This is a genomic window from Sphingobacteriaceae bacterium GW460-11-11-14-LB5 (genome assembly GCA_002151545.1).
Classification (GTDB): Bacteria; Bacteroidota; Bacteroidia; order Sphingobacteriales; family Sphingobacteriaceae; genus Pedobacter.
The window spans coordinates 6056089-6082344 of record CP021237.1; the positions used below are offsets into that span (position 1 = coordinate 6056089).

Here is a 26256-nt window from a genome sequence, read left to right on the forward strand (position 1 = left end):
TTGGATTTTTATCTCGCCCTTTTCTGTAAATCAGCAATAGGGATACTAATCAGTCTTCCAATCGGTTGTTTCCCGCGATAAGTGATTACACGTAACATACTGGCATCTTTTGGCACCTGTAGTGCGGCTGTGTATTTCGGGTAAAAGCGGTCGGGAGTAGAGTTGTCAAAGCTGTAATAAATGTCTAAACCGTCTATTTCCGGGGTTAATTCAACCATTAATTGTTTGTCGGCACTGCGTTTTACCGTAAAAATTGGATCGTAAATGGCAGGTGAATATTTAATCTCAGCAAAATCTAATCTTTTGAAATGCTGTTGCGTACGATCAACAAAATTGGTCCAGTTTTTCTTTTCAATCGGACTCCATATGGATTCAGCAATAGCAAATGCACGTGGATAAACCATATATTCTACCTGGCGGAAGGTAAATACCTGTTCTGTCCAAAGATTGGCCTGTGCACCAATAACATATTGTGCGTTTACGCCCGCCGGAACAGGATTAAACTGATAGGCTTTATTTAACCTGAGCGAAGCATAAACTTTTGGCTCGGTAATGGCATCAGCCTGCATATAATCTAAATAAGCAAAATCAGTCGGGCTCATTACCACGTTGTGTTTTTCGTTCGCCGCCTCAATACCATATTTCATCCCCCTCCAGCTCATTACGGCTGCTGTTGGCGATACACCTCCTTCAAGAATTTCGTCCCAACCCATAAACTTTTTGCCTTTTGAAATGACAATTTGCTCTACCCGTTTTTCAAAATAGGCCTGTACCTGAGGTATGGTTTTTAAACCTTCGCGTTGCATCAAAGCTTTAACCTGGTCATTCTTTTCCCAGAAATTATGCGGGGCTTCGTCGCCACCCATATGAATGTATCCGAAAGGGAAAAGTTTAGCCACCTGGGTAAGTACCGAGTCTAAGAACACATAAACTTTCTCATTTGCCGGGCAAAGGGTATTATCAACCAAAGCTGTTGGCGGTGCACCACGGCTCCAATCCATTATTTTCTCGCCTGAGCGAACTTTATAATTAACGGCGTCAGGCGTGCACGATAATTCCGGGTAAGAGGCGATAACAGCTAAACTATGCCCCGGAACATCGATTTCCGGTAATATGTTTACAAAACGTTCTTGTGCATACTGAACAAGCTCTTTAATATCTTCCTGGGTATAAAAACCACCATAGGTGCGGGGCTCATCAGCAGCAGGGGGGATGAAATCGCCGAAAGTTCCGGTTTTCTTAACGCTCCAGGCACCTATTTCAGTTAATTTAGGTAAGCCTTTAATTTCAATTCTCCAACCTTCATCATCTACTAGGTGCAAATGCAGGAGGTTAAATTTATAACGTACCATATCGTCGATAAACTGCTTTACCTCCTGTTTAGTGAAAAAGTGACGGGCAACATCGAACATTAAACCCCTCCAGCCCAATTTTGGATAATCTACAACATCAACACAAGGTGCTTTCCATTTGATGCCGCTTACCTGTTCTTTACTTTCTATCTCGGCCGGGAAAAGCTGAAGTAGCGATTGGACACCATAAAAAATACCTGCAGGCTGATTGGCGGTGATGACCACCTGGGTTGGATTAACATTTAATTTGTAACCTTCTTTACCCAGTTGCGCATCTTCCTGCGTGTTTAAGATCAGTTTGATTGTAGGATGGCTCGAATTGCTTACAGTGCTTACGAATTTGCCTGTAGCTGTAGTAATCCGGTCAGAAAGGTATGCGATTGATTGTTTTAATTCTCCACTTTTAAGCGTCTGGATCGTTACATTTTCAGGCAAGGTGAAAGTACCTGCCTTTTTCATTAAAGATACCGGCTCTGGTATAATGGCAATTGGTGTTGGTGACACTGCGCTTTCAGCATCGCCGATTTCAGTTTCTGTAACAATAGATTGAGCGAAAGTATTGGCTGCGAAAAAACAGCAGGAGATAATCAGGAATAATTTTTTCATTAAAATAATTAAAACGGGTTAACCGGATAAGTATAATCCGCAATTTATTAAAAAAGATTTTAATTGAGTAAATTTCAGCATAGAGAAATGAGCAGAGGGAGTAGAAGACTAACTACAGCGCTGTGGGATTGATTAAAGCCATTCATTGCCCTTTTCTTCTCATTAATATGGTTTGGACAACGCTGTACAAAACTCTGGTATTCCAATCATCTAGGTAGCTGTAACCTTTATTGATAATTGATGGGGCTTGTTTCGAAAAGATAGCAAAATAGGTTTGGTAATCTCTGGTGCCTACATCAATCCAGGACAACGACTTTTCTTCTTCTTTAATAAAGTTTACGGATTTAATTTTAATGCCAAATTCATCAAATCCCACATTAGCCAAAGTAAACGGTGTTTTTTGTTCGAAAAGTGCCAGATATTGATCAACTAAGCCATCGAAATAGCTTCGCCACAATTGGTTTAATATTTCGATATATTGGTTAAACAATGGAATTTTATTTATGCCATAATAAGAACCAAAGCTTATTTTGATCATTTCGCTATCTCCGTTCTTAATAAATAGCTGGTACTTTCTCCCAACGGTAAATTCAAATCCTCTGATCCATTTAATACCAAAACGATATTGTATTGGCTCTTCTTTTGATAGGTCGATTGCTATAGGTAATGCTAATTTTTGATTGCCGAACTCAATTGATTGGGATTTAAATAACAGTGTTTTTGGCTGCCGGTCAAAATAACCTTTTTTTATTAACCAGGTATTTACATGATTTTTCGGAATGCTCATGTTTCTAAATTTTTTGCTGTTATACTATTATGGGAGTTGAAAACTACTTTTTATACAGCGTATCTGCCAATTTAATGGCCTGATCGATATTCTGTCTTAAATTTAAAATAGACTTTTGGTTTGGCAGGTTTTCTTTCTGGTATTTTTTGATCAGTGGGAATGTTCTGGAGATTTTTAAAGCCAGCTCAAGGTCGTTTAAAGAAACCATTCTGGTATTTACCGTTTTAACCAGTTCTCGATGCGATGAAACCTTGTTGTTATATTCTTCGAGATTTTTGGCTATCAGTGCGGTTAAACTTTTTCTTAATAGAGAATCTTTGATCTCTTTTACATGGTAATTGGCAGAAGTGAAGTAATCGTGGTTTTTTCCCTCATAAATATCAAACTTCTTTAGCGAATCAGTTTTTCCATCCCTGATTTCATTGACACTTTCATCTAATTTCTTTAGCGCAGAATCTTTACTTACCGCATCGGCATATAAACTTTCTATTAAATCGCTACTACCTCTTTTAGAAATGATGTTGTACGATTTGTCGTCCTGCAGTGCAGCAGGTGTTTCTTTATTATCGGTTTGTTTTTCTGCATCCCTGCACGAAAATGCCGTGCAGAGCATAATGCCGTAAATAATATTTTTTTTCATGGAGCGCTAATATATTAGTAATACTTAATGATACAAATAACAGTTTATTTATAAAAACTGTGTTAACCATGCCCTGGCTTTCTCATCATCAGTAAAAGATTTAATCGGGATAGGTGGGTTTTGAAATTTAAACAGGATCTTCATAATCAATTGTGCTAAACCAGGTTTCGACACCATGGCCATCGCGGTATAAATCTGAGGCAACTGCTCAGTAGAAAACTTTCGTGTTTCTTTGTCCGGAACAGGAGAATTTTTTAAGTAAATTAACAATGGAACCTTTTTGTTATTGGTAATTTTCTTCACCAGTGCCACATTGGCCGAAATATTTTCTACTGTACGTAAAATACTTTTACTGTAAGAAATCAGTATCCCATCATCTGTCAATAAATAATCGGCAATTTCGCCTTCGATAAGTTGTTTGTCGCTGTCGTTTTCCATTTATTACCTCCTTAAATGATAGCCCTTTGGTTTGGTAAAAGCCCTTATGCCCTGATGGGATAGGGTCGCGCCAATACCCGAATATTTTCTTCCACTCCAGGGTAGGGCTGCGCTTACCCGATCGCAGCAATTCCAGTAACCCGAACCGGCATCTAACTGGGCCAATATTTTTTCGGCCCTTTCCTGGCTGGCAGTATAAACCGATGCTGTTAAACCATAATCTGTATCTTTCATCATCTTTAAAGCTTCGGCATCATCTTTCACTTTCATGATGCCGATAATTGGTCCGAAACTTTCTTCCTGCATCACCAGCATATCATTGGTAACATCGGTTAACACGGTTGGTTCAAAATAATAACCCTTTCCCTCAACAGCTTTACCGCCTGTTAATAATTTTGCACCTTTATTTAAGGCATCTTTAACCTGATTTTCCAATACCGAAATTTGTTCTTTCCGTGTTAAGGCACCAATGTATACACCCTCGGCGGTGGGTATGCCGGTTTTCCAGCTTTTAACCTCGGTAACGAAAGCGTTGCAATAATCATCGTAGTTTTTCTCCTGCACATAAATACGTTCTACAGCACAGCAGCTTTGTCCGTTATTGTAAAAAGCACCATCGGCAGTACCAATAGCCGCCGCAGCAACATCGGTTACATCGTCGGTAATGTACAATGGATCTTTTCCACCTAATTCCAATTGACAGGGAACCATTTTTGCCGCTACTTTTTCGTAGATCAATTTCCCGGTTTTGTAGGATCCTGTGAAGAAATAACCATTAAAGTCCATGTTTAATAAAGCTGATCCTGTTTCTTTTGCGCCAATGGCGATATGGAAGACATCATCAGGTACACCTGCTTTTTTTAATAACTTTTCAATCTCGATGCCGGTTAAAGTAGCATATTCGGATGGTTTATACATTACGGTATTGCCACTGAGTAAAGCTGGAATGAATACATTTACACCAACCAGATAAGGGTAGTTCCACGCTGAGATATTACAAACTACACCTAATGGTTCGTATTTAATGATTTCTTTGATCCCTGGTTCATCTGTCATTACTTCATCGGCCAGGTATTTTTCGGCATTGGCCAACATCCATTTGATGCGGGCCCTTGCACCATTAATTTCGTTGCGCGATTGCTGTAGCGGTTTACCCACTTCGGAGGTTAACACTGAGGCGAGCTTTTCTATTTCAACTTCCAGTAAATCACTAAAATGAGTGATCACAGCAATCCTTTCCTGAAGGGTTTTACCTGCCCATTGTGGCTGTGCTTTTTGTAAAGCATCAAATTTTAGCTGAAGTGTGGATAAATTATCCTCTTCTAAACTGGTGATGATTTCTGCTGTTGCTGGGTTGATGATTTGCATCTTTTATGTGATTTGCAGATTAAAGTGATTACACAGAATTAACTTTAATTTATTTGTTTTGGATCTTGAAATCCAATCATCCGTTAATCCTAATTGAATTTATAAATGCATCGTGTATGTTTTTGCTAAAAGGGCCCTGCTGGTTTTTTAACCTTTCGGGATGCCATTGTACAAATAACAAAAATGATTTTCCTTCGGGCTCTATCCGCTCCATGGCTTCAGTAACACCATCTGGCGAGATTGCACTCACCACCAGGCCTTTCCCTGTTTTATCAGTACTTTGGTGGTGGTTACTGTTTACTAAGCCTTTATCGGTATTTACGATCTGGTTTAGCCACGAGGAAGGATTGACCATAATTTCATGATAGCGGTCTGATTTATCGTGCATTTTGGAATGATCAAATTTTCCCCAGGTTGGAATATCAGGGATCAAAGTCCCTCCAAAAAATACATTGCCTACCTGCATACCGCGGCAAATGCCCAAAACGGGAACAGAATGGGCTTCAGTATAGGTTAGAACCTTAAATTCAAACTCATCACGTTTCTCATCAATATCATCCTCATAACAGTAAGGATAATATTCGGGATGGTTGTAAAAGCGGGGGTGAACGTCTTCACCACCGGTTAAAACAATGCCATCACATTTTTTGATTTCTTCGAAATTGTTGAGCTTGTACCCGAGCTGGATTACCTCCACACTTTTGTTGTAAGACAAAACCCAATCGCGATAGATGTCGAATTTGCTACAGTCACTAACTCCAATTATTATTTTATCAGACATATTAATTAATTACACTGATTTATCTTCTTTTTCCTTCGGAATGATTACACCGATTCTTTTAATCCTGATCTATAGTGCAGTTAAATACAATTGTTTAAAATCTGCCCTGCTTACCGGTTTAGGATTGTTCGGATGTGCAAAATCTGCAAAGGCTAAATCGGCAAGTGTTTCGATGTGTTCATTTTTAACGCCAATATCACTCAATTTATGCGGAATATTCACCTTTGTGTTTAAATCGAACAGATATTTTACAACAGCTTCGCCATTTTCATCTTTAAGGTCTAACGTTCGGGCAATTTTTTTAAAACGGTCTTCAAAACCTGCAATATTAAACTGCATGCCATAAGGAATATTCACTGCATTGGCCAAACCATGATGGGTATCTAACAATGACGAAAGCGGATGCGCCAGTGAATGCACTACGCCCAAACCTTTTTGAAAGGCGATGGCGCCCATCATCGAAGCCATTAACATTTTACTGCGGCTCTCTAAATCAGGATTGTTGGTTGCCCGTTCCAAAGCATCTTTGATCAATGAAATGCCCTCCAGTGCGATTCCATCACACATGGGGTGGAAATTTTTGGCCAGATAAGCTTCCATGTTATGCGTCAGCGCATCCATACCTGTTGCGGCAGTGATAAAGGGCGGTAAATCCATGGTTAACTCTGGGTCTGCAAATACAATCTGCGCCATTAATTTTGGCGAGAACAGGATTTTTTTCTGATGGGTTTCATCATCGGCAATAATGGCACTGCGGCCTACCTCGCTTCCGGTACCCGACGTGGTTGGGATGGTGATGAAATGTGGAACATCGTTCGTTACATAAATATCGCCACCAATTAAATCATCATATTTGAATAAGTCTTCGCGGTGGTTAACGCGGAGTACAATTGCGCGGGCAACATCTAAAGCAGCACCACCGCCAATCCCAATAATACTATCGCGGTTGGTGGCATCCCAAACTTCGGTTCCTTTGTAAACATCGCTCTTTACGGGGTTTTTGTGGATGTCGCTAAAAACTTCTACAGCAATACCCTTTGCCTTTAAATCTTCAGCAATTCTTTTGAAAAACGGAAGTTGTGCGATGGTAGGGTCGGTAACAATTAATGGCGCCTTTAAATTGTGCTCGCTTAAATAGGCCGGCAATTCTTTTACCGCCCCTGCACCAAAACGGATGGTTGTAGGGAAATTAAACTGATGGATTTTATCAAATATCATGACAATTAATTTATCTTTTGTTTCTCAAGTTTACGTCATGCTGAATTTATTTCAGCATCTATTCTGCAAAAGATTCTGAACCAAGTTCAGAATGACGACTATTAATGTTCAGCATGACGGTTCTACTAAATAATCTCTAAATACCTTTTCAGCTCCCAATCGGTTACCACTTTGGCATATTGTTTACATTCCCATTCGCGGGTCATGGTAAAATGATCAACGAAATCTTTGCCCAATAATGTTGCGGCTAAGTCAGAATTTTTCATCTTTTGTGTCGCCTCGAATAAATTTCGCGATAACACGCCATTCGATAGATCTGTATATCCATTTCCCTTCGTGGCGGCTTGGTTCAATTTAAGTTTGTTTTTAACGCCAAACATTCCGGCAGCTAAACAAGCCGAGAGCGCCAGATATGGATTGGTATCTGAACCCACAATCCGGGTTTCTAAACGAGAAGCCTTTTTGCTCCCCGGTAGTGCGCGTAAGGCGGTTGTGCGGTTATCAATTCCCCAGGTTACTGTAGTGGGTGCCCATGCACCTTCAACTAAACGTTTGTAACTGTTTATGGTAGGGGCAATCATAGGTAACAGGTATGGGAGACAGTGCAGCTGACCAGCGATATAACTTTTCATTGTATCGCTCATTTGAGCTGCATCTTTTTCATCGTAGAATAAGTTGGTTTTTTTGTCCGCATCCCACAAGCTTTGATGCACATGACCACTACATCCTGGTAAATTTTCGCTTATTTTAGCCATAAATGTGGCGAGGATACCATGTTTATAAGCGATTTCTTTTACGGCGGTTTTAAATAATATCGCCTGATCGGCAGCTTGTAAAGCCGGAGCATATTTGATGGCTGCTTCGTAAACCCCCGGTCCGGTTTCAGTATGTAAACCTTCAATCGGGATATCGAATTTGTTCAGCAGATCGAACAGATCGCTCATAAACTCATTTCGGTAGGTGCTTCTTAAAATGGAATAGCCAAACATACCCGGACTTAAAGGTTTTAAATTGGCAAAACCTTTCTCGTGGATGCTTTCTGGTGTTTCCGAAAAATTAAACCATTCAAACTCCTGTGCAAATAATGGAGAGAAGCCTTCGTTTTCACATTCGGTAATCACTTTTTTTAGCAACTGCCTCGGACATACAGCATTTGGCTGATCCTGATCGTTAATAAAATCGCCCAAAAAGAAGGGTACCTCATTTTCCCAGGGAATTTTTCGGAAGGTAGTCAGGTCGATTTTAACCTGTGCATCGGGATAGCCAGTATGCCAGCCTGTATATTTTCCGTTTTCGTAAGCCACATCACCCGCATCCCAACCAAAGGTAACGTCACAAAAACCCAGGCGGCCTTCAACCAGTGATGCAAATTTTTCGGCAGCTACATATTTTCCCCTTAAAATACCGTCGATATCGGCAACCGCTAATTTTACTTTTCCAGAGGGATGATTTTTAACGTAATCCAGAATTTCTTTGCTCGTACTCATTAATCTGCCTTTTTAAAGATTTTGTATAGAAGAAATATGCCTAAAACAATGCCCGAATAAATTAAACCTAATTTAAGATTATAAATCAGCATTGCGATGAAAGAAACGCATGAAATAATCAGGGCAATGATGGGAAACAACGGATAAACAGGGGTTTTGAAAGGTCTTGCCATTTCAGGTTTATTTTTCCGCAGTACCATAACCGAAATCATGGAAATGATGTATAAGGTTAATGCGCCAAAAACAGAAATGATAATAATTTCTGCAGTTTTACCTGATAAAAGCGCAATGATACCAATTACCATATTGCCAATTAATGCATTTGCAGGGGTTTGAAATTTTGGTGAGATTTTACCTAAAATAGCTGGAATGCTTTTCACCCGTCCCATCTCGTAAGTAGAGCGTCCTGCAGACAAAACCAAGCCATGGAAGGAGGCCACCAAGCCAAATAAGCCCACGGTAATCAGTAAGTGATACATCAGGTGATTATCGCCTGTGATCATCGAAAGTGCAAGCGGTAGAGGCGAATCAGAGGTTTCGCCCGATTTACCATTTTTATATACAATGGCTTCCCAGCCGCCAATACCAATGGTGGAAATAAAAACAAGCACACATAAAACAACCAACGTAAATATGCCCCAGCCAAAACCTTTACTGATATCGCGCTGCGGATTTTTGGTTTCTTCAGCTACATTTGCAACGCCTTCTATACCCAGAAAAAACCAGATGGCAAATGGAATAGCGGCAAAAACACCACTCCAGCCATTTGGGAAATTATTGTGGATCAGGTTTTCTGCATGAAATTTAGGTAGGGTAATTCCAGAGAACAAAAGCAGTTCGCCAACGGCCAAAACGGTAATAATCACTTCGAACGAAGCAGCAGCTTTTACGCCATATACATTTAGGGCAGTAAAGATAAAGTAGACCGCAATTGCACTGGTAAGAATGGGGACCTGTGGAAAGAAAGCATTAAAATAAGCACCAATGGCAAAGGCAATGGCAGGTGGCGCAAATATAAATTCGACCATTTGGGCAATACCTGCAATAAAACCGATGTTTTTACCCAGGGCGGTATTGGCATAATCGAAAACACCACCGGCTTTTGGTATTGCACAGGCGAGTTCGGCATAGCTGAAACTAAAAGTAACATACATTACCATAATGGCAACCGTAGCGATGGCCATACCCAGTGTGCCGCCTTTTTCAAGACCTAAGTTCCAACCGAAATACATCCCCGAAATCACATATCCTACACCAAGCCCCCACAGCATAAAGGGCGTAAGGGTTTTCTTTAAGCTATCTTTTTGTTCCATTGACAGGATGATAAGATTAAAATAGGTTTATATTAATTGCTCGAAAATGATAAACTATTAGCCTCGGTATCTGGTGTTTAAAGTAGTAATTATTTTCGAATCATTTCACTACCACTGGCAATTGCTGCAATAATTTATTGTTATTTTTTTTGCAGCGCTTTTAACCGTTTACCAGTTTTGTTATATTGCGTAACCAAACAATATTTTTATGCACGAAAACGCTCTCCAGCCATCTGCAAATTTTAAAAAGATGGCGGCCAAGTCTGTACAGGCTATTTGGCTATTTGTATTAACCTACCTTATATTAGTTTCTGCAGCCGTTGGTTTAACGGTACTTTCTGCAATTGCAGGCCTTATGCTAATTGCAGCCAAACCAATGTTTCTTACGATTATGCTGGGTGGCGGCTTGATCTGCTTTGGTGTGTTAATTTTAATTTTCCTGGTAAAGTTTATATTCAAGATTAACAAAATAGACCGTTCTCATTTAACGCAGGTTACAAAAGCAGAACAGCCTGAGCTTTTTAAAATGATTGATGAAATTGTGGCTGAAGTAGGTACTGATTTTCCTAAAAAGGTTTACTTTTCTTCTGAAGTTAATGCATCTGTATTCTATGATTCCAGTTTCTGGAGCATGTTTCTTCCGGTAAGAAAAAACCTGCATATTGGCTTAGGACTTATGAATACCATATCAATTGATGAGCTAAAGGCGATTCTTGCGCATGAGTTTGGTCATTTTTCACAAAAAAGTATGCGTACCGGGAGTTATGTGTACAATGTTAATCAAGTAATCTACAATACACTCTACGAAAACGAAGGTTATGGTAATTTTGCACAAAAGTTAGCGGGTATAAGCAATTACTTCGCCATTTTTGTTGTTTTAGCTGGTAAGATAATTAGTGGAATCCAGTTCATCCTAAAGAAGATTTATGATGTTGTTAACCTGAATCATTTGGCACTCTCCAGAGAAATGGAATTCCATGCGGATACAGTGGCTGCAAGTGTTGCTGGCTCTGATGCTTTAATTACAGCTCTTCACCGCTTACACCTCGCCGACCATTCTTTAAACAACGTGTTTAATTATTATAACGATAAAATAAAGGATAAGGAAAAAACCAATAACATTTTTCCGCAGCAAAAATTTGTAATGGATTTTTATGCCGGTCTTCAACATATCAAAACAGAACACAATCTTCCAATTGTATCAGATGAACATTACAACAAATTCAACAAAAGTAAACTCGTTCTGAAAGATCAATGGTCTTCACATCCAAGTACCGCAGATCGGGTAGCACATCTCCGACAATTGAATTTCCCGTTGAAGAGTTATGGGGCCGGTATAGCAATAGATTTATTGGTGAATAAAGATGCGGTTCTTGAAGAGGTCACAAAAAAACTCTTCGATGCAATAGATTATGGTGATTCTCCTATAGTTTCAGACGCAGGCAAGTTTGAAGAAGATTTTTTTGAAAATCAGCGGGAAAATGCTTTTCATCAGTTATACAATGGCTATTTTGATTTCAGAAACCCGCTAAATGAGCTGGATTCAGATGCCTTTGAAAAACCGGAATTCTCCATTCAGGTACAGGCCAGTGATTTTTTTAGTGATGAAAATTTAAGTTTGATATATCTTCAGGATGGTATTAACGACGATTTAAATATACTAAAACAGATCGAGGATAAGACTTTTGAAGTTAAAACCTTTGATTATGACGGAAAAAGGTACACACGAGAGGATTGTTCGGAGTTGATTAAACGTTTAGAAAGTGAATCTAAAGAATTGGATGATCAGTTGAAAAAATTAGATCAACGGATTTTTGAATATTATTTATGCCTTGCCTACGAGCAAGGACGAAATGAGGAATTTGTAAATTTTTACGGTCATTACAAAACCATTCATTCACTTTTAGAAAGTCAGACTAAATGCCATAATAAAATCAGTCAGGTTACTTCCTTTATGCATATGCGCACAGCGGTTGAAACCATTGAACAACAGATGTACCTGGTTAAGGATGAAGAAATAATCTTTAAAGAAGAATTTTTAAAGTTACTGACAAACCCTTTATATGATGAACAGATCTCTGTGGAAGAGAAAGAACTGATTGAAAAATTTATGGCCTCAGATTATAAGTATTTTGCAGGCGGCAGCTATTTTAATTTCCAGGTAGACGAACTTTTTGAATCGATCCAGTTATTTGCAAAGATTATTAACGTTACAAATTTTAAATCAAAAAAGAAATTGCTTGATTTTCAGGTCGAATTAGAAAATATGAATCTGAGCAAAACTGATAAGCTACTTGTGGGTTAATCTATGCTTAAATAAAAAAGCCAGTAATTAATTTTACTGGCTTAAATGCTTATTCCGAATCGCGGTTCTTATTCGCAATCTGGCTGTCTCTCGTATTCTTCTGCACCGTAATGGCGCCAAACAGCGAGAGTAAAAAGGCAAAGGCATAAAATCCTTTTTCGCTGGGCAGCAGCGTAGCATTCCACAAACCAATTACCAGTAAGGTGATGGTTAATAAGGTAGAAAACCAACTGATGCCATAATAAATTTCAGTAACCGGAATTCCTTCCAATTTATCGCGAACAGCTTTTTGTAAAGAGATTACGGCAAAAAGGCCAAACATCAATACGGTAAAATAATATCCTTTTTCATTGAGAAGCATATCAGAACGCCACAAGCCTACAATAAAGCCGATCATTCCGATACCTAATGCAAGCCAGGCAGCAGCCACGAATGCATTCGATGGTTTTTGATTCATTGTTTTGAGATTTAATTTAATTCAATAGACAACGCTAAAGATTGGCAAAAGGTATAAAAATTAAAAGATAGTATTTTAAATTATTTTGGAAAACGAACACCTTAGCGTGTAATGAACCAAACAAAATCCAGGTCTTTTGCATTGTAGCTGTATAATCTTATCTTAGTTATATGCGAACATTGCTTACCTCTGCCCAAATGCGCAGTGCCGATCAGTTTACCATTGCCAATAAACCCATTGCATCCATCGATCTGATGGAAAAGGCTGCACGTGCTTTTGTTCAGCATTTTTTAAGAAACGAATTCGATACTAATAAAAGTGTTGCCATTTTTTGTGGCAAGGGAAATAATGGTGGAGATGGACTGGCCATTGCCCACTTGCTTATTGCTAATGGATATGAAAATATAAAAGTTTACATCATCAATTTCAGTAAAAAACAAAGCGACGATTTTGCCATCAACCTGCAACGGATTGAGGAAACACGCTGCAAAAAAACAATCATTAACCAGGCTTCCGATCTAAAGAATCTGAAAGCCGATTTAATTATCGACGCCATTTTAGGATCTGGTTTAAATAAACCTTTAAGCGGAGAATTTGAACAGCTGGTGCAGGCCATTAACAAGTTGAATAAAAAAGTATATGCAGTTGATGTACCCACCGGTTTTTTTGCCGAAGGTAAGCTGCCTAAACATTACAATGGTATAAAAGCCTATAAAACAATTTGTTTCCAACGGCCGAAGATTAGTTTTTTCTTCCCTGAGTCGGCCCTGGCAACTGAAAAATATGAGGTGGTTGATATTGATCTGGATGAGGCTTTTATCCAAAAACAGGATTCCGACTTTTATTTGGTGGAAGAAAGTGATATCGAAAACATCCTGCAGCCCCGAAAATTGTTTAGCCATAAAGGCACCTATGGCCACGCACTAATTATCGCAGGAAATACCAATACCATGGGTGCGGCTTTGCTTTCTTCGATGGCCTGTTTGCATGCGGGTGCCGGATTAACTACGGCCTGTATCCCATCAAGTGGATTAATCGCTTTAAATACCTCCTTGCCAGAAGTAATGGCGCTGCCAAGAGATGAATACACGAGAATAGAAAACCCAAAGAAATATCAGGCAATCGCTATTGGTCCGGGTTTAGCTACCGGGCCTGAAAATGAAAAACTGCTCGAAAGCCTGATTTTGGCCAACCAGGCCATGATCATTGATGCAGATGCTGTAAATATTTTGGGCGAACGGCCTGATCTCATCGATAAGCTAGCCGCAAATACCATTATTACCCCACACATGAAAGAGTTCGATCGCTTATTCGGTGAGCACGACAGCTGGTGGGACAGGGTGCAAACAGCTAAAGAACAAGCCCAAAAGCTTAAGATGGTGATCGTGCTTAAAAATCAATATACTTTTATTTGCTTGCCAACAGGTAAGGTGCTCATCAATCCCACTGGTAATCCAGCAATGGCGCAAGGGGGAATGGGCGATATTCTTACTGGTATTATTGCAGGCTTTATTGCGCAGCAATATTCGGCCACAGATGCTGCTGTTTTAGCTTGCTACATTCATGGAAAAACAGGCGATTATTTAGCGCACGAACACTTTGTAGTTACGGCCTCACAGGTTGCTGAGAGGGTGTCAAAAGAGATTAAATTGCTCATTTCCAAATAGTTTTTGCCGTGTAGTTAACCACAATTGTGGAAAAAAAAGCGGAAATAATCTACTATGCTTCTAGTTTATAATTTATAGCTTAAAGGAATTTAAAATAACAGATATCTTAAAAACGGAAAACTAATTATTATGGCACAAAAAGAGTATACGCTGAATGAATTAATTCAGGAATCGGCAGAAAACCCAAATGAAAACGATTTTTTCGAATTAGAAAAACCCGCCATGCTGGAGGTAAATCTAAAAAATCAAAAAATATTGGCTAAAGCGGGTTCGATGGTGGCTTACATTGGAAATATAGACTTTAAAAGAGAAGGACTATTGAGCAAAGGTTTAGGCGGTTTATTAAAAAAAGCCATATCTGGTGAAGGGACTTCGCTGATGCACGCCACAGGTACAGGCAAACTATATCTGGCCGATGAAGGCAAAAAAGTAAAGATCATCAAGCTCCAAAATGAAGCCGTTTTTGTAAACGGTAATGATGTGCTGGCTTTAGAAGAGAATATCAAAAACGAAATAAAAATGCTCAAAAGCATTGCAGGTATGATGAGCGGTGGTTTATTTCAGGTTAAATTATCGGGCAGCGGTTATATTGCCATTACCACCCATGGCGAACCTATTTTGCTAAGGGTTACGGGTAATCAACCCGTGTATACCGATCCTAATGCTACGGTGGCCTGGTCTGAAAACTTAACGCCAAACATTAAAACCAATTTAACTTTTGGTTCTTTTATCGGAAGAGGCAGTGGCGAATCTTTCCAATTAGAGTTTTTTGGTGAGGGATGGGTATTGGTACAACCTTACGAAGAAGTGAAGTACGCCGCGAAATCTTAATCGCCGAATCGTCATCTCGACTGCAGTGGAGAGATCTTTGTGATAAGGTCTCTCTGCATGTGTTAATCATATATTGTGCTTCTTTCAAAGAATATTTATTCGCTTTTTTGGAAAGCACGTCCAGAAGCATTTAGGCAACGATAGTCCTGCCATCCGCTTTATCCCGACTTTACGTCGGGATGTTCGCTATTGTCAGGTTTAAATGGCGCGGCCATTCATGCTATTATGGGCTGCAGGGCGTAAAACTATTGCCTACAAAGGGCATTCTAAAGGCCAAAATCCACAGCCCATTGTTCCTAAACCCCTGCCTGCAGCAGGCAGGCGGTAGTAACGGAAATCCTTTTTATTGCTTAAAATGGATTAGACTAAACATATAGCCTGACGTATTGAATTTGCAATAAAAAGATTGGAGTGTATAACGGGACTGCAGTACCTACAGAGCCTGGAACGCTCGTTTTCAGATTAAGCTTAAATAACCTGGATAACTAGTTATTTTTCTGGAAAGCAATTGCAGAAGCATTTAGGCAATTGCCTTAAAGGCTATCCTCTTATTTGCAAGCGGCAATCGGTTTTGGTGCGGTCGTATGTGGAAGTAAAGTATGCGGCGAAATCTTAATATAGTAGCATCGTCATTCCCAACTTGATTGGGAATCGTAATGCAATAGGCTTTAAGATTCCCGCCTGCGCGGGAATGACGGTGTACTGCTTGCAAAAAAAAAATCCCAGCATTTCTCAATGTCAGGATTTAATATTTTGATTAAATAATTTCTACTTAAACACCACCCATTACGGTAAGTTTATCCATTGTTGGATTAACACTTCCGCCCATAGGCTCTATCGTAACTGCAAATGCCTGTGCTTCCTGAATGGCCTGCATTTTTACCAATGCCTCGTTATTGGTCGAATCAGTTTTGCCAAATACGCCTAAACTTACCGGTTTTCCATTTACCAAAGCCCAAAGCTGATATTGATGTGCTGCATCGGTTTTTGGTAAATCCATGGCCACGTAGTTAATCAGCACACTTTTATCTTTCTTGTTCCAGTAAACTTTCATTTTCGAGGTTGGGCTAAAAGCCTGACCAGCCATTCTGATGGTTGCCCATTCTTTACTATCGGCCATTGCAGCCATATTACCTAGGCCCTGGTTTTCAAACTCTAACTTGCTCACTACGCCAGCAAATTTTTGTTTATCCAGATTCAAACTCGCAATTTGATCATGTGCGGCATTTAACTTGTTGTAGGTAATAAACAATGCCGCGGTACTAACTACCAATAAAGCTATACAGGCAACTAAGGCGTAACGCAAAGTTCTTACTTTGGCATCACTTCCATCTAAACGTATAATTCTTGGTTCTTCTGTATAAATTGGTTCGGGTTGAACATTCACCTGCTCTCCAACTTCACTTAAACCCAACTTTTCGAATAATCTTGTTTCTACATCTGCAGATGGTTCTACAGCATTTTGCATAGCATATTGTTCCATAGCTTGCTCAATAGCAGCTATTTCATCTCTTACCTCAGGGTGTTGAGATGCCATTTCCTCAACCTGCAACGCTTCTTCAGGTGATAAATCACCTAAAACGTACAGTTCAAGTACTCCAGATTCGATATATGCTTTTAAATTTTCCACGCTCAATTAAAATTCCTTCTCAATTCAATAATAGCCAAACGGATCCGGGTTTTCACCGTACCTAATGGCAGATCTAACTTTTCTGCGGCTTCCACATGGGTGAAACCCTTGTAATAAACTAAATCAAGAACTGCTTGTAAATCCGGTTTAAGGTTGTCTACAAGTTGCTTAACTCCAAGGATATCAGGATTAAACGTAACCTTGTTTTGTTCATCAACGAAACTTACGTTATTTTCTATATCTTGGTTTTTGAGTGAATTCTTAAAATCTTTAGAACGTAGTTTATCGATTGATAAATTGCGGGCAATGTTCATCATCCACGTAAACAAACGTCCTTTGGTATTGTCATAGTGTGCAGCAGACTGCCAAATTTTTACAAAAGTTTCTTGTAGTACATCTTCAGCAAGCTCAGTGTGTGTGATAATCCGCGAAATAACGCCATAAAGCGCTGACGAATACATGCTGTACAGTGTTTTTAGAACCGCGGGATCTTTCGATTGCAGTGCTTGAACAAGTTCAGGCTCAGTTAGGGTTAATTTTTTTAATGCAGTCACTATTGGTTACTAAGATACAGTACAGAACAGTAAAAGCAAAAAAATGTTTTATAAATGCATTCCGTTAAGGAATAAATCAATAAAACATTTTAATTCACTGCTTAAATAAGTGAATTATGCAATTCCCTCAATCGGGAAAAGGTGTTTCTCTGCATGATAAGATGAACGTACCAGCGGACCACTTTCTACATATTTCAAGCCTTTTGCTAAACCAGCTTCTTTATACATGGCAAAGGTATCAGGGTGGATCCAATCTACAACCGGATGGTGGTTGCGCGTAGGTTGTAAGTACTGTCCTAAAGTTAAAATGTGAACACCATTGGCAACCAAATCGTCCATGGCTTCGAAAATATCTTCTTCGGTTTCGCCCAATCCAAGCATAATGCCTGTTTTTGTTCTTAGGCCAAATTCTGAAATTCTTTTTAGCGCTTCTAAACTTCTGTCGTATTTAGCCTGGATGCGTACTTGTTTGGTTAAACGCTTAACCGTTTCCATATTGTGCGAAACCACTTCTGGTCTTTCTTCTAATACGCGGTATAAATTATCCCACTGACCTTTAAAATCGGGGATTAAGGTTTCTAAAGTGGTAATCGGGCTTTCTCTGCGGATGGCCTGTAAGGTTTCTGCCCAGATGATTGAGCCGCCATCTTTTAAATCATCACGATCTACCGAAGTAATTACACAATGTTTAACGCCCATTAACCTTACCGAATCGGCAATTCGGTTAGGCTCATCAACATCAACCGCTAAAGGGCGGCCGGTTGCCACTGCACAGAAAGAACAGCTGCGCGTACAGATGTTTCCTAAAATCATGAATGTTGCCGTACCTGCACCCCAACATTCGCCCATATTAGGACAATTGCCACTTTCGCAAATGGTATGGAGCTTGTGTGTATCGACTAAACTGCGAACCTGTGCATATTCTTTGCCCACGGGTAATTTAACACGTAACCAATCTGGTTTACGTTTTACTTCAGTCACAGCAGGTACTACCGGTAAATCAATCATGCCACAAAGTTAATGAATAGGATTGAAATGTTACAATATTGAAATGTTTGAGGGTTGTAATAATTGATGGGTTAATTGTTTAAAATGGTTAATCGGTTAACTGTGGTTAACTTAAATAGCCGGCGCAGGCCCTTTTTAGCGGTCTAAAGGTCTGTTTCAAATGCGACCTGCCGTTTATTTTCTTTAAAGCCAACGCGTTCGTAAAACTTATGACTTTCGGTGCGTTTGGTGTTACACCTTACCTTTAGTTTTTTTACCTGATGCGCTTTCGCCCAAAGGTTAACATGCTCAATCAGTTGCTTTCCGATTTTTAAGTTTCGGTAGGTTTCATCCACAATCAGGCCGCCAATTTCGACAAACGGATCGGATTCTATTCTTAAGGTATAAAAACCGTGGATCCAGCCTGCTACTTTGTCGTCAATTAAAGCAACAAATGCACAGTTGGTATTGCTGTTATTCGCGATGAGTTTGATTCTGGCCGACGTTTGCCTGATGTCACTGTCGTAACCCAATTGTGTAGATAGTTTGGCAACACCTTCGGCATCTTTTTCCGAAATTTCTCTGATCTGAACCATTTATTGATGTTTGATAGGTAAAGCTAAAATAAGGATTTAAAATTAGCACAGGTTTTACAAGCCAAAAGCACTGCAATAACCAACCTAAACCCTATTGAAGCGGCAGCCTGAGCCCACTTCGGCGAAGCTACAGCGGAAAGAGGGGCTGCCCTAACCGATGAGCAGCAATTACCTTTTTAAATGTTAAAGAAAACTGTAAGCTGGTAACAGACTGTATTAAATCATTTAAAGGCCTTTCGACAGGCTCAGGATGACAAACTATAGGATAGTAATTGCCTTTTAAAATGTTAGCTAAAAATCATAACCGTAACATTGCAACTTTTAACGTTTTAACTTTCTAACTAAATCTTACATTTGCAATATGAATACTGGCTTACAGCTTTATAATACGCTTTCGCGCAAAAAAGAACTTTTTCAACCCTTAAATGCACCCAATGTTGGGATGTATGTTTGCGGTCCTACTGTTTATAGTGATGTGCACCTGGGGAATTGCCGCACATTTATTTCTTTCGATTTAATTTTCAGGTACCTTAAATATGCTGGTTATAAAGTGCGTTATGTACGTAATATTACCGATGCCGGCCATCTGGAAGGAGACCGGGATGAGGGTGACGATAAGTTTGCGAAACGTGCCAAATTAGAGCAGCTTGAGCCGATGGAAATTGTACAGAAGTATACTTTAGGTTTCCATGATGTATTGCGCATGTTCAACACGCTGCCGCCAAGTATCGAACCTACGGCTACGGGCCATATTATTGAGCAGATCGAAATGATCAAAATAATTATAGCCAACGGTTATGGTTATGAAGTTGATGGCAACGTATATTTTGATGTAGAAAAATATAGTAAGGAATATAATTATACCATTTTAACCAACCGCAATCTCGAAGATATGCTGAACAATACCCGCGAACTGGGTGGGCAGGATGAGAAACATGGTCGGTTAGATTTTGCGCTTTGGATAAAAGCAAAACCAGAAACCCTGATGCAATGGCAATCGCCATGGGGTATGGGCTTTCCGGGCTGGCACATTGAATGTTCGGCCATGAGTGCTAAATATTTAGGAGCCGAATTTGATATTCATGGTGGTGGAATGGATTTGGCGGCAACGCACCATACCAACGAAATTGCACAGTCTGAGGCTTGCAGCCATAAACAACCTGCCCGTTACTGGATGCATACCAATATGCTCACGGTAAACGGTACGCGGATGTCTAAATCGGCGGGAAATGGTTTTCTTCCTTTAGAGTTATTTACTGGCGATCACCCTTTACTGAAAAAAGGCTTTAGCCCGATGACGGTTAAGTTTTTCATGCTGCAGGCACATTACCGCAGTACTTTAGATTTCTCGAATGAAGCTTTGGATGCTTCGGAAAAAGGATTCCGCCGCTTAATGGCTGCTATTGGTTTGTTAGATAAATTAACTGCTGCTGAACAGAGTGATTTTGATATCGATGCACTGAAAGAAAAATGCATCCATGCGATGAACGACGATTTTAACAGTCCGATTCTAATTGCCGAATTGTTTGAAGCGGTAAGAATTATCAATACTGTTTACGATGGTAAGGCTAAAATCTCTGCAGAAGCTTTAGAAAAGTTAAAGCAATTGATTAACGATTTCGTATTCGATATATTAGGGCTTAAAGATGAAGATGCCGGCGGTAATGATTTAAACGGCGTTTTGGACATGGTAATTAATTTGAGGACGGAAGCAAAAGCAAATAAAGATTATGCAACCTCTGATCGTATCCGTATTGGTTTACAGGAGTTGGGGATCCAGCTTAAGGATGGTAAAGAAGGTACTACCTGGAGTAAGGCGTAGTTAGTACTGGAGTAAGGTGATTATAAGCCTCTTCAAAGGGCCACGGAATTAAGCGCTAGGAAAATACATTTGTGAATTTTATTTTTAAGTACAGATCCATTCCCCCTTCAAAAGGGCAAGGGGGATGAAAAATGGATAAGATACGCTTATGAACAACAACTATAATCCTAAACTAAAAACTTTTGCCAGGGCTCATCGAAATGATAGTACCAAAGCAGAGATAAGAATGTGGTGCGAATTGTTGAGGAATAAAAAAATGCTGGGATATTCTTTTTTAAGACAGCGGCCGATCGCGAATTATATTGCAGATTTTTTCTCAAAGGATTTAAAGTTGGTTATCGAGGTTGATGGACTTAGTCATGAGCGGGAAGGCCAATTTGAAAAAGATCGAGCGCGTGAAAACGTTTTGAAAGCATTGGGTTTTCAGGTGCTGAGGTTTAGAGATGATGAGGTAATGAACGATATCGAGAATGTGAATAGGACAATTCAGCATTTTATTGCAGAATGGGAGCAAGATCATACTCGGGCTCGTTGAAAGGGAAGATTTTTTCATAGGGTCATCCCCCAGCCCCCTTCAAAGGGGGAATGGACTATTTCCTAGCAATTAATTCGTCCCCCTTTGAAGGGGGCAAGGGGGATGAAATAGTAAGAATACCAATACCTAACCCATTACACTACTTCAAACAATTTTCCGTTAGATTAAACAATGAATAAAAAACTTTTAATACTGCCTTTATTCGCATTAATCGCTTTTCAGGCATGTCAGAATAAAACAAACCAAAATGCTGATGAAAGCGGGGAAAAACCACTGCTTTTAGCCTCTCCGGATTTTAATGCCGATAGTGCTTATGCCTATACCAAAGCACAGGTAGATTTTGGGCCAAGGATTCCAGGGACGCAAGCACACCAGAAATGTGCAGCTTATCTGGTGGCAAAATTAAAATCGTTCGGTGCTGAGGTAAGTATCCAGGGCGAGCGAACGCAAACTTATGATGGGAAAAGCTTTCAGCTGAAAAACATTGTTGCTGCCTTTCAGCCAGGTCAAAAGAAAAGGGTTTTAATTACGGCACATTGGGATGCCCGTCCGTTTTCTGACCAGGATACCGATCCTGCAAACCATGCTAAACCTTTCGATGCCGCCAACGATGGAGCCAGCGGGGTAGCGGTAATTTTGGAAATGGCTCGTCAGATCCAGCAAAAACAGCCAGGTGTTGGTGTCGATTTCGTGTTGTGGGATTTAGAAGATTATGGTAAAGCCAATGATGAAACACCAGACGAAACTACCTGGTGTTTAGGCTCTCAGTACTGGGCTAAAAAAGCTATTGCGTCAGGATATAAGGCTTTGTATGGCATTAACCTCGATATGGTTGGTGGCGGTAGTGCACAGTTTACGCAGGATGAAATCTCCCGTCAGGCTGCTCCAAACATTGTGAATCAGGTTTGGGATATTGGCAATGAAATTGGCTATGCTTCTTACTTTACGAAAATTCCAAGCGGAAAATTGGTGGACGATCATTTTTGGATGAACAAAGCCGGTATTCCTTCTATTGATATTATCCATTATAGTGATAACAGTGGCTTTTATATCAATTGGCACACACAGTTGGATAACTTAGCCAATATTGATAAAAATACTTTGAAGGCTACCGGACAAACGGTTTTAGAAACTATTTACAGAGAAAAATAATTAGCCTTAATGTGTAATTGTTAATTACTTTTAAGACCATAGATCAAAGAAAATTTTATATTCGCCAAACATATTATCTTAATTAATAATGAAACAATTATTTTCAACTGCAATAGCTTCGCTTTTAGCCTTAGGTGCTTTTGCCCAAAAAAGCGACGGTACAACCAAATCTTTAGTAAATGCTGAGAAGGATTTTGCTAAGTCAATTGCCAAAAATGGAGATAAAGAAGCTTTTATAGACTATTCATCAACGAGCACTTTAGTGTTCAGGCCAAATCCGGTTAATGCCAAAACTTTTTACGCGGGTAAAGCCAATGCTGAAAACGATGTAACATGGACACCAAACCTGGCCAAAGTATCACGTAGCGGCGATTTAGGTTTTACTACCGGGCCATATGAAGTTGGAACTTCAGAGAAAAAATACGGTCAATACTTATCGATCTGGAAACCAGAAAACGGCAGATGGAAATTAGCCATTGATTTAGGAACAGAAAGTAATAAACCTTTAGCTAAAGTGAGCCCACAGTTTATTGAACCGAAAGATCATGTGGCACCAAAGTTCTTAAATGAAAAAGAAATCAAGGCTGGTAAAGAAATTATCTTAACTACTGAGAAAACATTAAATACTTTGTTAAAAACACATGGAATTGCAGCGTTTGGAGGTTTTTTAACCAACGATGCACGTTTACTTTTCCCGGGCAACGAAGCCATTGACGGAAAAGGAAAAATTATTACATTCTATAACGGAATGATCAGCAAAATTAATTTGAAAACAACAGGCGTAGATAAGGCAATCGGCAGCGATTTGGCTTATACCTATGGTGTTGCAACGATTGATTACAAGGCCGATTTACGCGAAAGTTTTAACTATGTTTTCGTTTATGAAAAGGGAGCTGACGCAAGCTGGAACTTAATTGTACAAGCCTTTGTACCAGCAGAAAGATAAATAACAAATGTGAATTAAAGAGGGCTCTCCATAAAAAGAAGCCCTTTTTTTATTTCTTTACTTGCAGTTAAGGCCTAATTTAGCCCCGATTGAAACGGCATCCTTGTAGCGCAGCGGAAAGGATATAGTGGAAAGCGGGGACAAGCATTAAATAAAAGCACTGTTTTTGCGCTCCAAAAATTATTACCACAAATAAAACTATACATTTTACGTTTAAAATTCATGCATAAAAAAGTACTTCTATTATCTGCTCTCGCTTTACTGGTCTTTAACGTTTCGGCTCAAAAGAAAAAATTCGATGTACAGGGTAAAGCTGGTGCACGCGGTATTATGCCCGAAAATACCATCGAGGGTATGTTAAAAGCGATCGATTTAGGCGTAACCACTTTAGAAATGGATGCTGTGATTTCGAAAGATAAACAAGTGGTGCTTTCGCAGGAGCCCTACTTCAATAACGAGATTTCTTTACAACCCAACGGGAAGCCGATTACACTCAAAGATCAGAAGAATTATAACATCTACAAGATGGATTATGAGGAGATTAAAAAGTTTGATGTAGGCAGCAAAGTTCACAGCCGCTTTCCCGGACAGATGAAGTTTAAAGCTTACAAACCGCTGCTTTCTGAGACAATAGATTCGGTAGAGGCTTATGTTAAAGAACACAAACTCGCTAAACCTGTATATAGTATCGAAACAAAAACAATTAAAAAGGGCGACAATGAATTTCATCCGGAGCCTGCAGAATTTGTAGAGTTGATTATGGATGTTATTAATTCGAAAAAACTTGCCAAAAGAGTGATTATCGAATCGTTTGATATGCGTACGCTGCAATACCTGCACGAGAAATACCCAAAAATACAAACCTCATTATTGATTGATGAAAAAGAGCCTTTTGAGGATTATATTGAGAAATTAGGATTTAAACCAACCATTTATAGTCCTTACTCGGTTCTGGTAGGTAAAGGTTTGGTAGATCGCTGCCACGAAATGGGCATCAAAATTATCCCCTGGACGGTTAATACGGTAAAGGAGGTGAATTATTTTATGAGTCTGGGTGTAGATGGCATCATTACGGATTTTCCCAACATTATGGGCCAGCTTAAATAATGAATATAACTGGTATAAAAAAAGCGTCCTGATTTTACATTGGGACGCTTTTTTTATGCTTTATAACCGGGAAGCTCCTAGTGGTGTGCTTCTGGTTTTTCGTGCGCTGCTTCAGTTTTTTCATGGTGAGCAGATGCTTCTTCGTGGTTAAAGATTGGCCTGGTGAAATAAACAACCAATAATAAAACCAGAATCCATGCCGTTAATGGTAAAGCCCAAATGCCTTTTGTTTGCTGAACCGGTGCGTGTGAATCGTGAGCTGACATATCGAATATTTTTGATTTAAAGATTTATGCTTTGTAATTGTGCGGTAAAGATAGTAACAAAATTAAAATAACAAGGGTAATTTGGCGAATAGTATTTTAAGATCGCCCAGGCTTTAAAAAGGATAAAAGGCAGCGCCTTTTATCCCTGTAAATCGTAAATCATTGTTTTTGTGCTATTCATTTTGCTCTTGATACGGTTTTGATGCTCCAGAATCGTGCTTTGCTCATCCTGAACGGCGTTAAACAGTTCTGCTTTTTTAAAATGGTTTGCTGCTTCTGCAAAATTTTGCTGTTGCTCGGCATGCAAACCTAAACATTCGTAAATGTGCGCTTCGCAAACACCAGGTACAAGCAAAGCCTTTTCGGCAACCTGTTTTACCAGTTTATGCATTTTAAGCGTGATAACAAGTTCCAGATAGGGTTTGTAAACCTCAGGAAAATCGGCATCCAGCTCAATACAACGTTTGTAATAATAACCTGCGGTTTTATAATCTTTAAAATGGTTTTGATAAATATCGCCCAGCTGAAAATAAGCTCTTGCATAATCAGGGTCGAAAACAATAATTTCGTTAAAATACTGAAGTGCTTTGGGTAATTCGCCCCAGTGCAATTCTTCAATGGCCTGCAGATATTTTTCTTCTACAGTGGTATAAATGTCCATAACGGATATAATTAATTTTGATAAGCGGTTAAATGCCGATCAAATGCGTACTAAATTGATTTTTTAAATATGGGTTTTAGGGTATTTAAACTTAAAACCGCACTAAGGGTTGGGAAGGAAATTTAAGTCAATACCCAAGCCCTTTATGCCACAAGACGGGCTAAAGTTTAGTTGTTGGATATGTAGTTGACGTAGCATTTCTGTAAATTTTGATGCAAAGATATTTATTTCCAGCGAATTGCAAATTTTAAAATAAAATTTTTAATGGATTACATGTGCGAAATAGACGATGCAATAACTCAGTACGCAGAACAGGTTATTATAATTTAACGAATGGAAGAGATTTTCTAAACGTTGCTGTGTATCGATAATTTTGGCTGCTATTAACCAGAAAAGCAATGAAATGCCAATATCAAAAAAATCAAAATAGCCATTGGTAATGCGGAATAACTGAAACAATTCGAGTGCTACAACAAATACAAGTGGAATGAAAACACAATTAATGCGCTTTTTGAAAAGATCAAAATAAAATTCCTTTGAGGTTAAGGTGATGCAGAAAACCCATAAACCTTCAGGAAGTGAATAAATGATGTATTTGTTTAATGGCAAGCTTGCGGTAATGATGAGTTTGAGGTGCTGATAGGTTTTGAAAGAAACCAACTGAATAATCACCTGGTTCACCAGCGTTTTATCTGTCCGGTAAAACACATATATAAACAAGCTGACGATCAGCGCCAATAATATATACCA

General features: G+C 39.3%; 25 protein-coding genes. 8 read left to right on the top strand and 17 right to left on the bottom strand.

Features of this window, described 5'->3' with window-relative positions; genetic code table 11:
- Positions 1–8: 8 nt before the first annotated feature.
- The 9 genes from CA265_24830 to CA265_24870 all read right to left on the bottom strand — a co-directional run bounded on the left by CA265_24830 (position 9) and on the right by CA265_24870 (position 9990).
- Positions 9–1958 carry a beta-N-acetylhexosaminidase gene (locus CA265_24830; protein ARS42710.1) on the bottom strand — a complete coding sequence of 650 codons (1950 nt, stop codon included), beginning with the start codon at positions 1956–1958 and terminating at the stop codon, positions 9–11.
- A 142-nt stretch (positions 1959–2100) separates the two neighbouring features.
- The gene (locus CA265_24835) at positions 2101–2745 is read right to left on the bottom strand and encodes a hypothetical protein (protein ARS42711.1); all 645 of its coding nucleotides are present in this window, start codon (positions 2743–2745) and stop codon (positions 2101–2103) included.
- A gap of 43 nt (positions 2746–2788) precedes the next feature.
- Positions 2789–3385, bottom strand: coding sequence for a hypothetical protein (locus tag CA265_24840; GenBank protein ARS42712.1), 597 nt, complete (start codon positions 3383–3385; stop codon positions 2789–2791).
- A 48-nt stretch (positions 3386–3433) separates the two neighbouring features.
- Positions 3434–3823 (bottom strand): STAS/SEC14 domain-containing protein, encoded by a 390-nt coding sequence (locus CA265_24845; protein ARS42713.1) that lies wholly within the window; start codon positions 3821–3823, stop codon positions 3434–3436.
- A 3-nt stretch (positions 3824–3826) separates the two neighbouring features.
- Positions 3827–5191, bottom strand: coding sequence for an aldehyde dehydrogenase (locus CA265_24850; protein ARS42714.1), 1365 nt, complete (start codon positions 5189–5191; stop codon positions 3827–3829).
- Between the two features lie 76 nt (positions 5192–5267).
- Positions 5268–5972 (bottom strand): peptidase C26, encoded by a 705-nt coding sequence (locus CA265_24855; GenBank protein ARS42715.1) that lies wholly within the window; start codon positions 5970–5972, stop codon positions 5268–5270.
- A 69-nt stretch (positions 5973–6041) separates the two neighbouring features.
- Entirely contained in the window at positions 6042–7190 is a 1149-nt protein-coding gene (locus tag CA265_24860) for an alcohol dehydrogenase (GenBank protein ARS42716.1), read from the bottom strand.
- A 125-nt stretch (positions 7191–7315) separates the two neighbouring features.
- Positions 7316–8677 carry a glutamine synthetase gene (locus CA265_24865; GenBank protein ID ARS42717.1) on the bottom strand — a complete coding sequence of 454 codons (1362 nt, stop codon included), beginning with the start codon at positions 8675–8677 and terminating at the stop codon, positions 7316–7318.
- On the bottom strand, positions 8677–9990 hold the full coding sequence (locus CA265_24870) for an ethanolamine permease (protein ID ARS42718.1): 1314 nt from the start codon (positions 9988–9990) through the stop codon (positions 8677–8679). The genes CA265_24865 and CA265_24870 overlap by 1 nt, the downstream gene beginning before the upstream one ends.
- Positions 9991–10198: 208 nt before the next feature.
- On the opposite strand from CA265_24870, the gene CA265_24875 reads away from it, so the two are divergent.
- Entirely contained in the window at positions 10199–12295 is a 2097-nt protein-coding gene (locus CA265_24875; protein ARS42719.1) for a hypothetical protein, read from the top strand.
- A 49-nt stretch (positions 12296–12344) separates the two neighbouring features.
- Here CA265_24875 and CA265_24880 read toward each other — a convergent pair whose 3' ends face one another.
- Positions 12345–12752: a hypothetical protein gene (locus tag CA265_24880; GenBank protein ID ARS42720.1), complete on the bottom strand. Its 408-nt coding sequence runs from the start codon at positions 12750–12752 to the stop codon at positions 12345–12347.
- A gap of 197 nt (positions 12753–12949) precedes the next feature.
- On the opposite strand from CA265_24880, the gene CA265_24885 reads away from it, so the two are divergent.
- Both CA265_24885 and CA265_24890 read left to right on the top strand, forming a co-directional pair.
- On the top strand, positions 12950–14419 hold the full coding sequence (locus CA265_24885; protein ID ARS43121.1) for a bifunctional ADP-dependent NAD(P)H-hydrate dehydratase/NAD(P)H-hydrate epimerase: 1470 nt from the start codon (positions 12950–12952) through the stop codon (positions 14417–14419).
- Positions 14420–14548: 129 nt separating this feature from the next.
- Complete coding sequence (locus CA265_24890; protein ARS42721.1) at positions 14549–15250, top strand: hypothetical protein; 702 nt, start codon at positions 14549–14551, stop codon at positions 15248–15250.
- A 772-nt stretch (positions 15251–16022) separates the two neighbouring features.
- On the opposite strand, the gene CA265_24895 is transcribed toward CA265_24890, so the two are convergent.
- The 4 genes from CA265_24895 to CA265_24910 form a co-directional block, all read right to left on the bottom strand.
- Positions 16023–16880 carry a hypothetical protein gene (locus tag CA265_24895; GenBank protein ARS42722.1) on the bottom strand — a complete coding sequence of 286 codons (858 nt, stop codon included), beginning with the start codon at positions 16878–16880 and terminating at the stop codon, positions 16023–16025.
- Between the two features lie 2 nt (positions 16881–16882).
- Positions 16883–17434 (bottom strand): RNA polymerase subunit sigma-70, encoded by a 552-nt coding sequence (locus CA265_24900; protein ID ARS42723.1) that lies wholly within the window; start codon positions 17432–17434, stop codon positions 16883–16885.
- Between the two features lie 114 nt (positions 17435–17548).
- A complete protein-coding gene (locus CA265_24905; GenBank protein ID ARS42724.1) occupies positions 17549–18442 on the bottom strand; it encodes a lipoyl synthase in 894 nt (297 codons plus the stop codon).
- A 143-nt stretch (positions 18443–18585) separates the two neighbouring features.
- Positions 18586–19017: a GNAT family N-acetyltransferase gene (locus CA265_24910; protein ID ARS42725.1), complete on the bottom strand. Its 432-nt coding sequence runs from the start codon at positions 19015–19017 to the stop codon at positions 18586–18588.
- Between the two features lie 361 nt (positions 19018–19378).
- Between CA265_24910 and CA265_24915 the strand changes: the two genes are divergently transcribed.
- The 5 genes from CA265_24915 to CA265_24935 all read left to right on the top strand — a co-directional run bounded on the left by CA265_24915 (position 19379) and on the right by CA265_24935 (position 24579).
- Positions 19379–20839 carry a cysteine--tRNA ligase gene (locus CA265_24915; GenBank protein ID ARS42726.1) on the top strand — a complete coding sequence of 487 codons (1461 nt, stop codon included), beginning with the start codon at positions 19379–19381 and terminating at the stop codon, positions 20837–20839.
- A gap of 148 nt (positions 20840–20987) precedes the next feature.
- On the top strand, positions 20988–21374 hold the full coding sequence (locus tag CA265_24920) for a hypothetical protein (GenBank protein ARS42727.1): 387 nt from the start codon (positions 20988–20990) through the stop codon (positions 21372–21374).
- A gap of 171 nt (positions 21375–21545) precedes the next feature.
- Positions 21546–22526 carry a hypothetical protein gene (locus CA265_24925; GenBank protein ID ARS42728.1) on the top strand — a complete coding sequence of 327 codons (981 nt, stop codon included), beginning with the start codon at positions 21546–21548 and terminating at the stop codon, positions 22524–22526.
- A gap of 88 nt (positions 22527–22614) precedes the next feature.
- Entirely contained in the window at positions 22615–23472 is an 858-nt protein-coding gene (locus tag CA265_24930) for a cysteinyl-tRNA synthetase (protein ID ARS42729.1), read from the top strand.
- A 222-nt stretch (positions 23473–23694) separates the two neighbouring features.
- Positions 23695–24579 carry a glycerophosphodiester phosphodiesterase gene (locus CA265_24935; GenBank protein ID ARS42730.1) on the top strand — a complete coding sequence of 295 codons (885 nt, stop codon included), beginning with the start codon at positions 23695–23697 and terminating at the stop codon, positions 24577–24579.
- A gap of 77 nt (positions 24580–24656) precedes the next feature.
- Here CA265_24935 and CA265_24940 read toward each other — a convergent pair whose 3' ends face one another.
- From CA265_24940 to CA265_24950, 3 genes are all read right to left on the bottom strand, one after another.
- A complete protein-coding gene (locus CA265_24940) occupies positions 24657–24845 on the bottom strand; it encodes a hypothetical protein (protein ARS42731.1) in 189 nt (62 codons plus the stop codon).
- 139 nt (positions 24846–24984) lie between these two features.
- Entirely contained in the window at positions 24985–25506 is a 522-nt protein-coding gene (locus tag CA265_24945) for a hypothetical protein (protein ARS42732.1), read from the bottom strand.
- Positions 25507–25767: 261 nt separating this feature from the next.
- Positions 25768–26238: a hypothetical protein gene (locus CA265_24950; protein ARS43122.1), complete on the bottom strand. Its 471-nt coding sequence runs from the start codon at positions 26236–26238 to the stop codon at positions 25768–25770.
- Positions 26239–26256 lie beyond the last annotated feature (18 nt).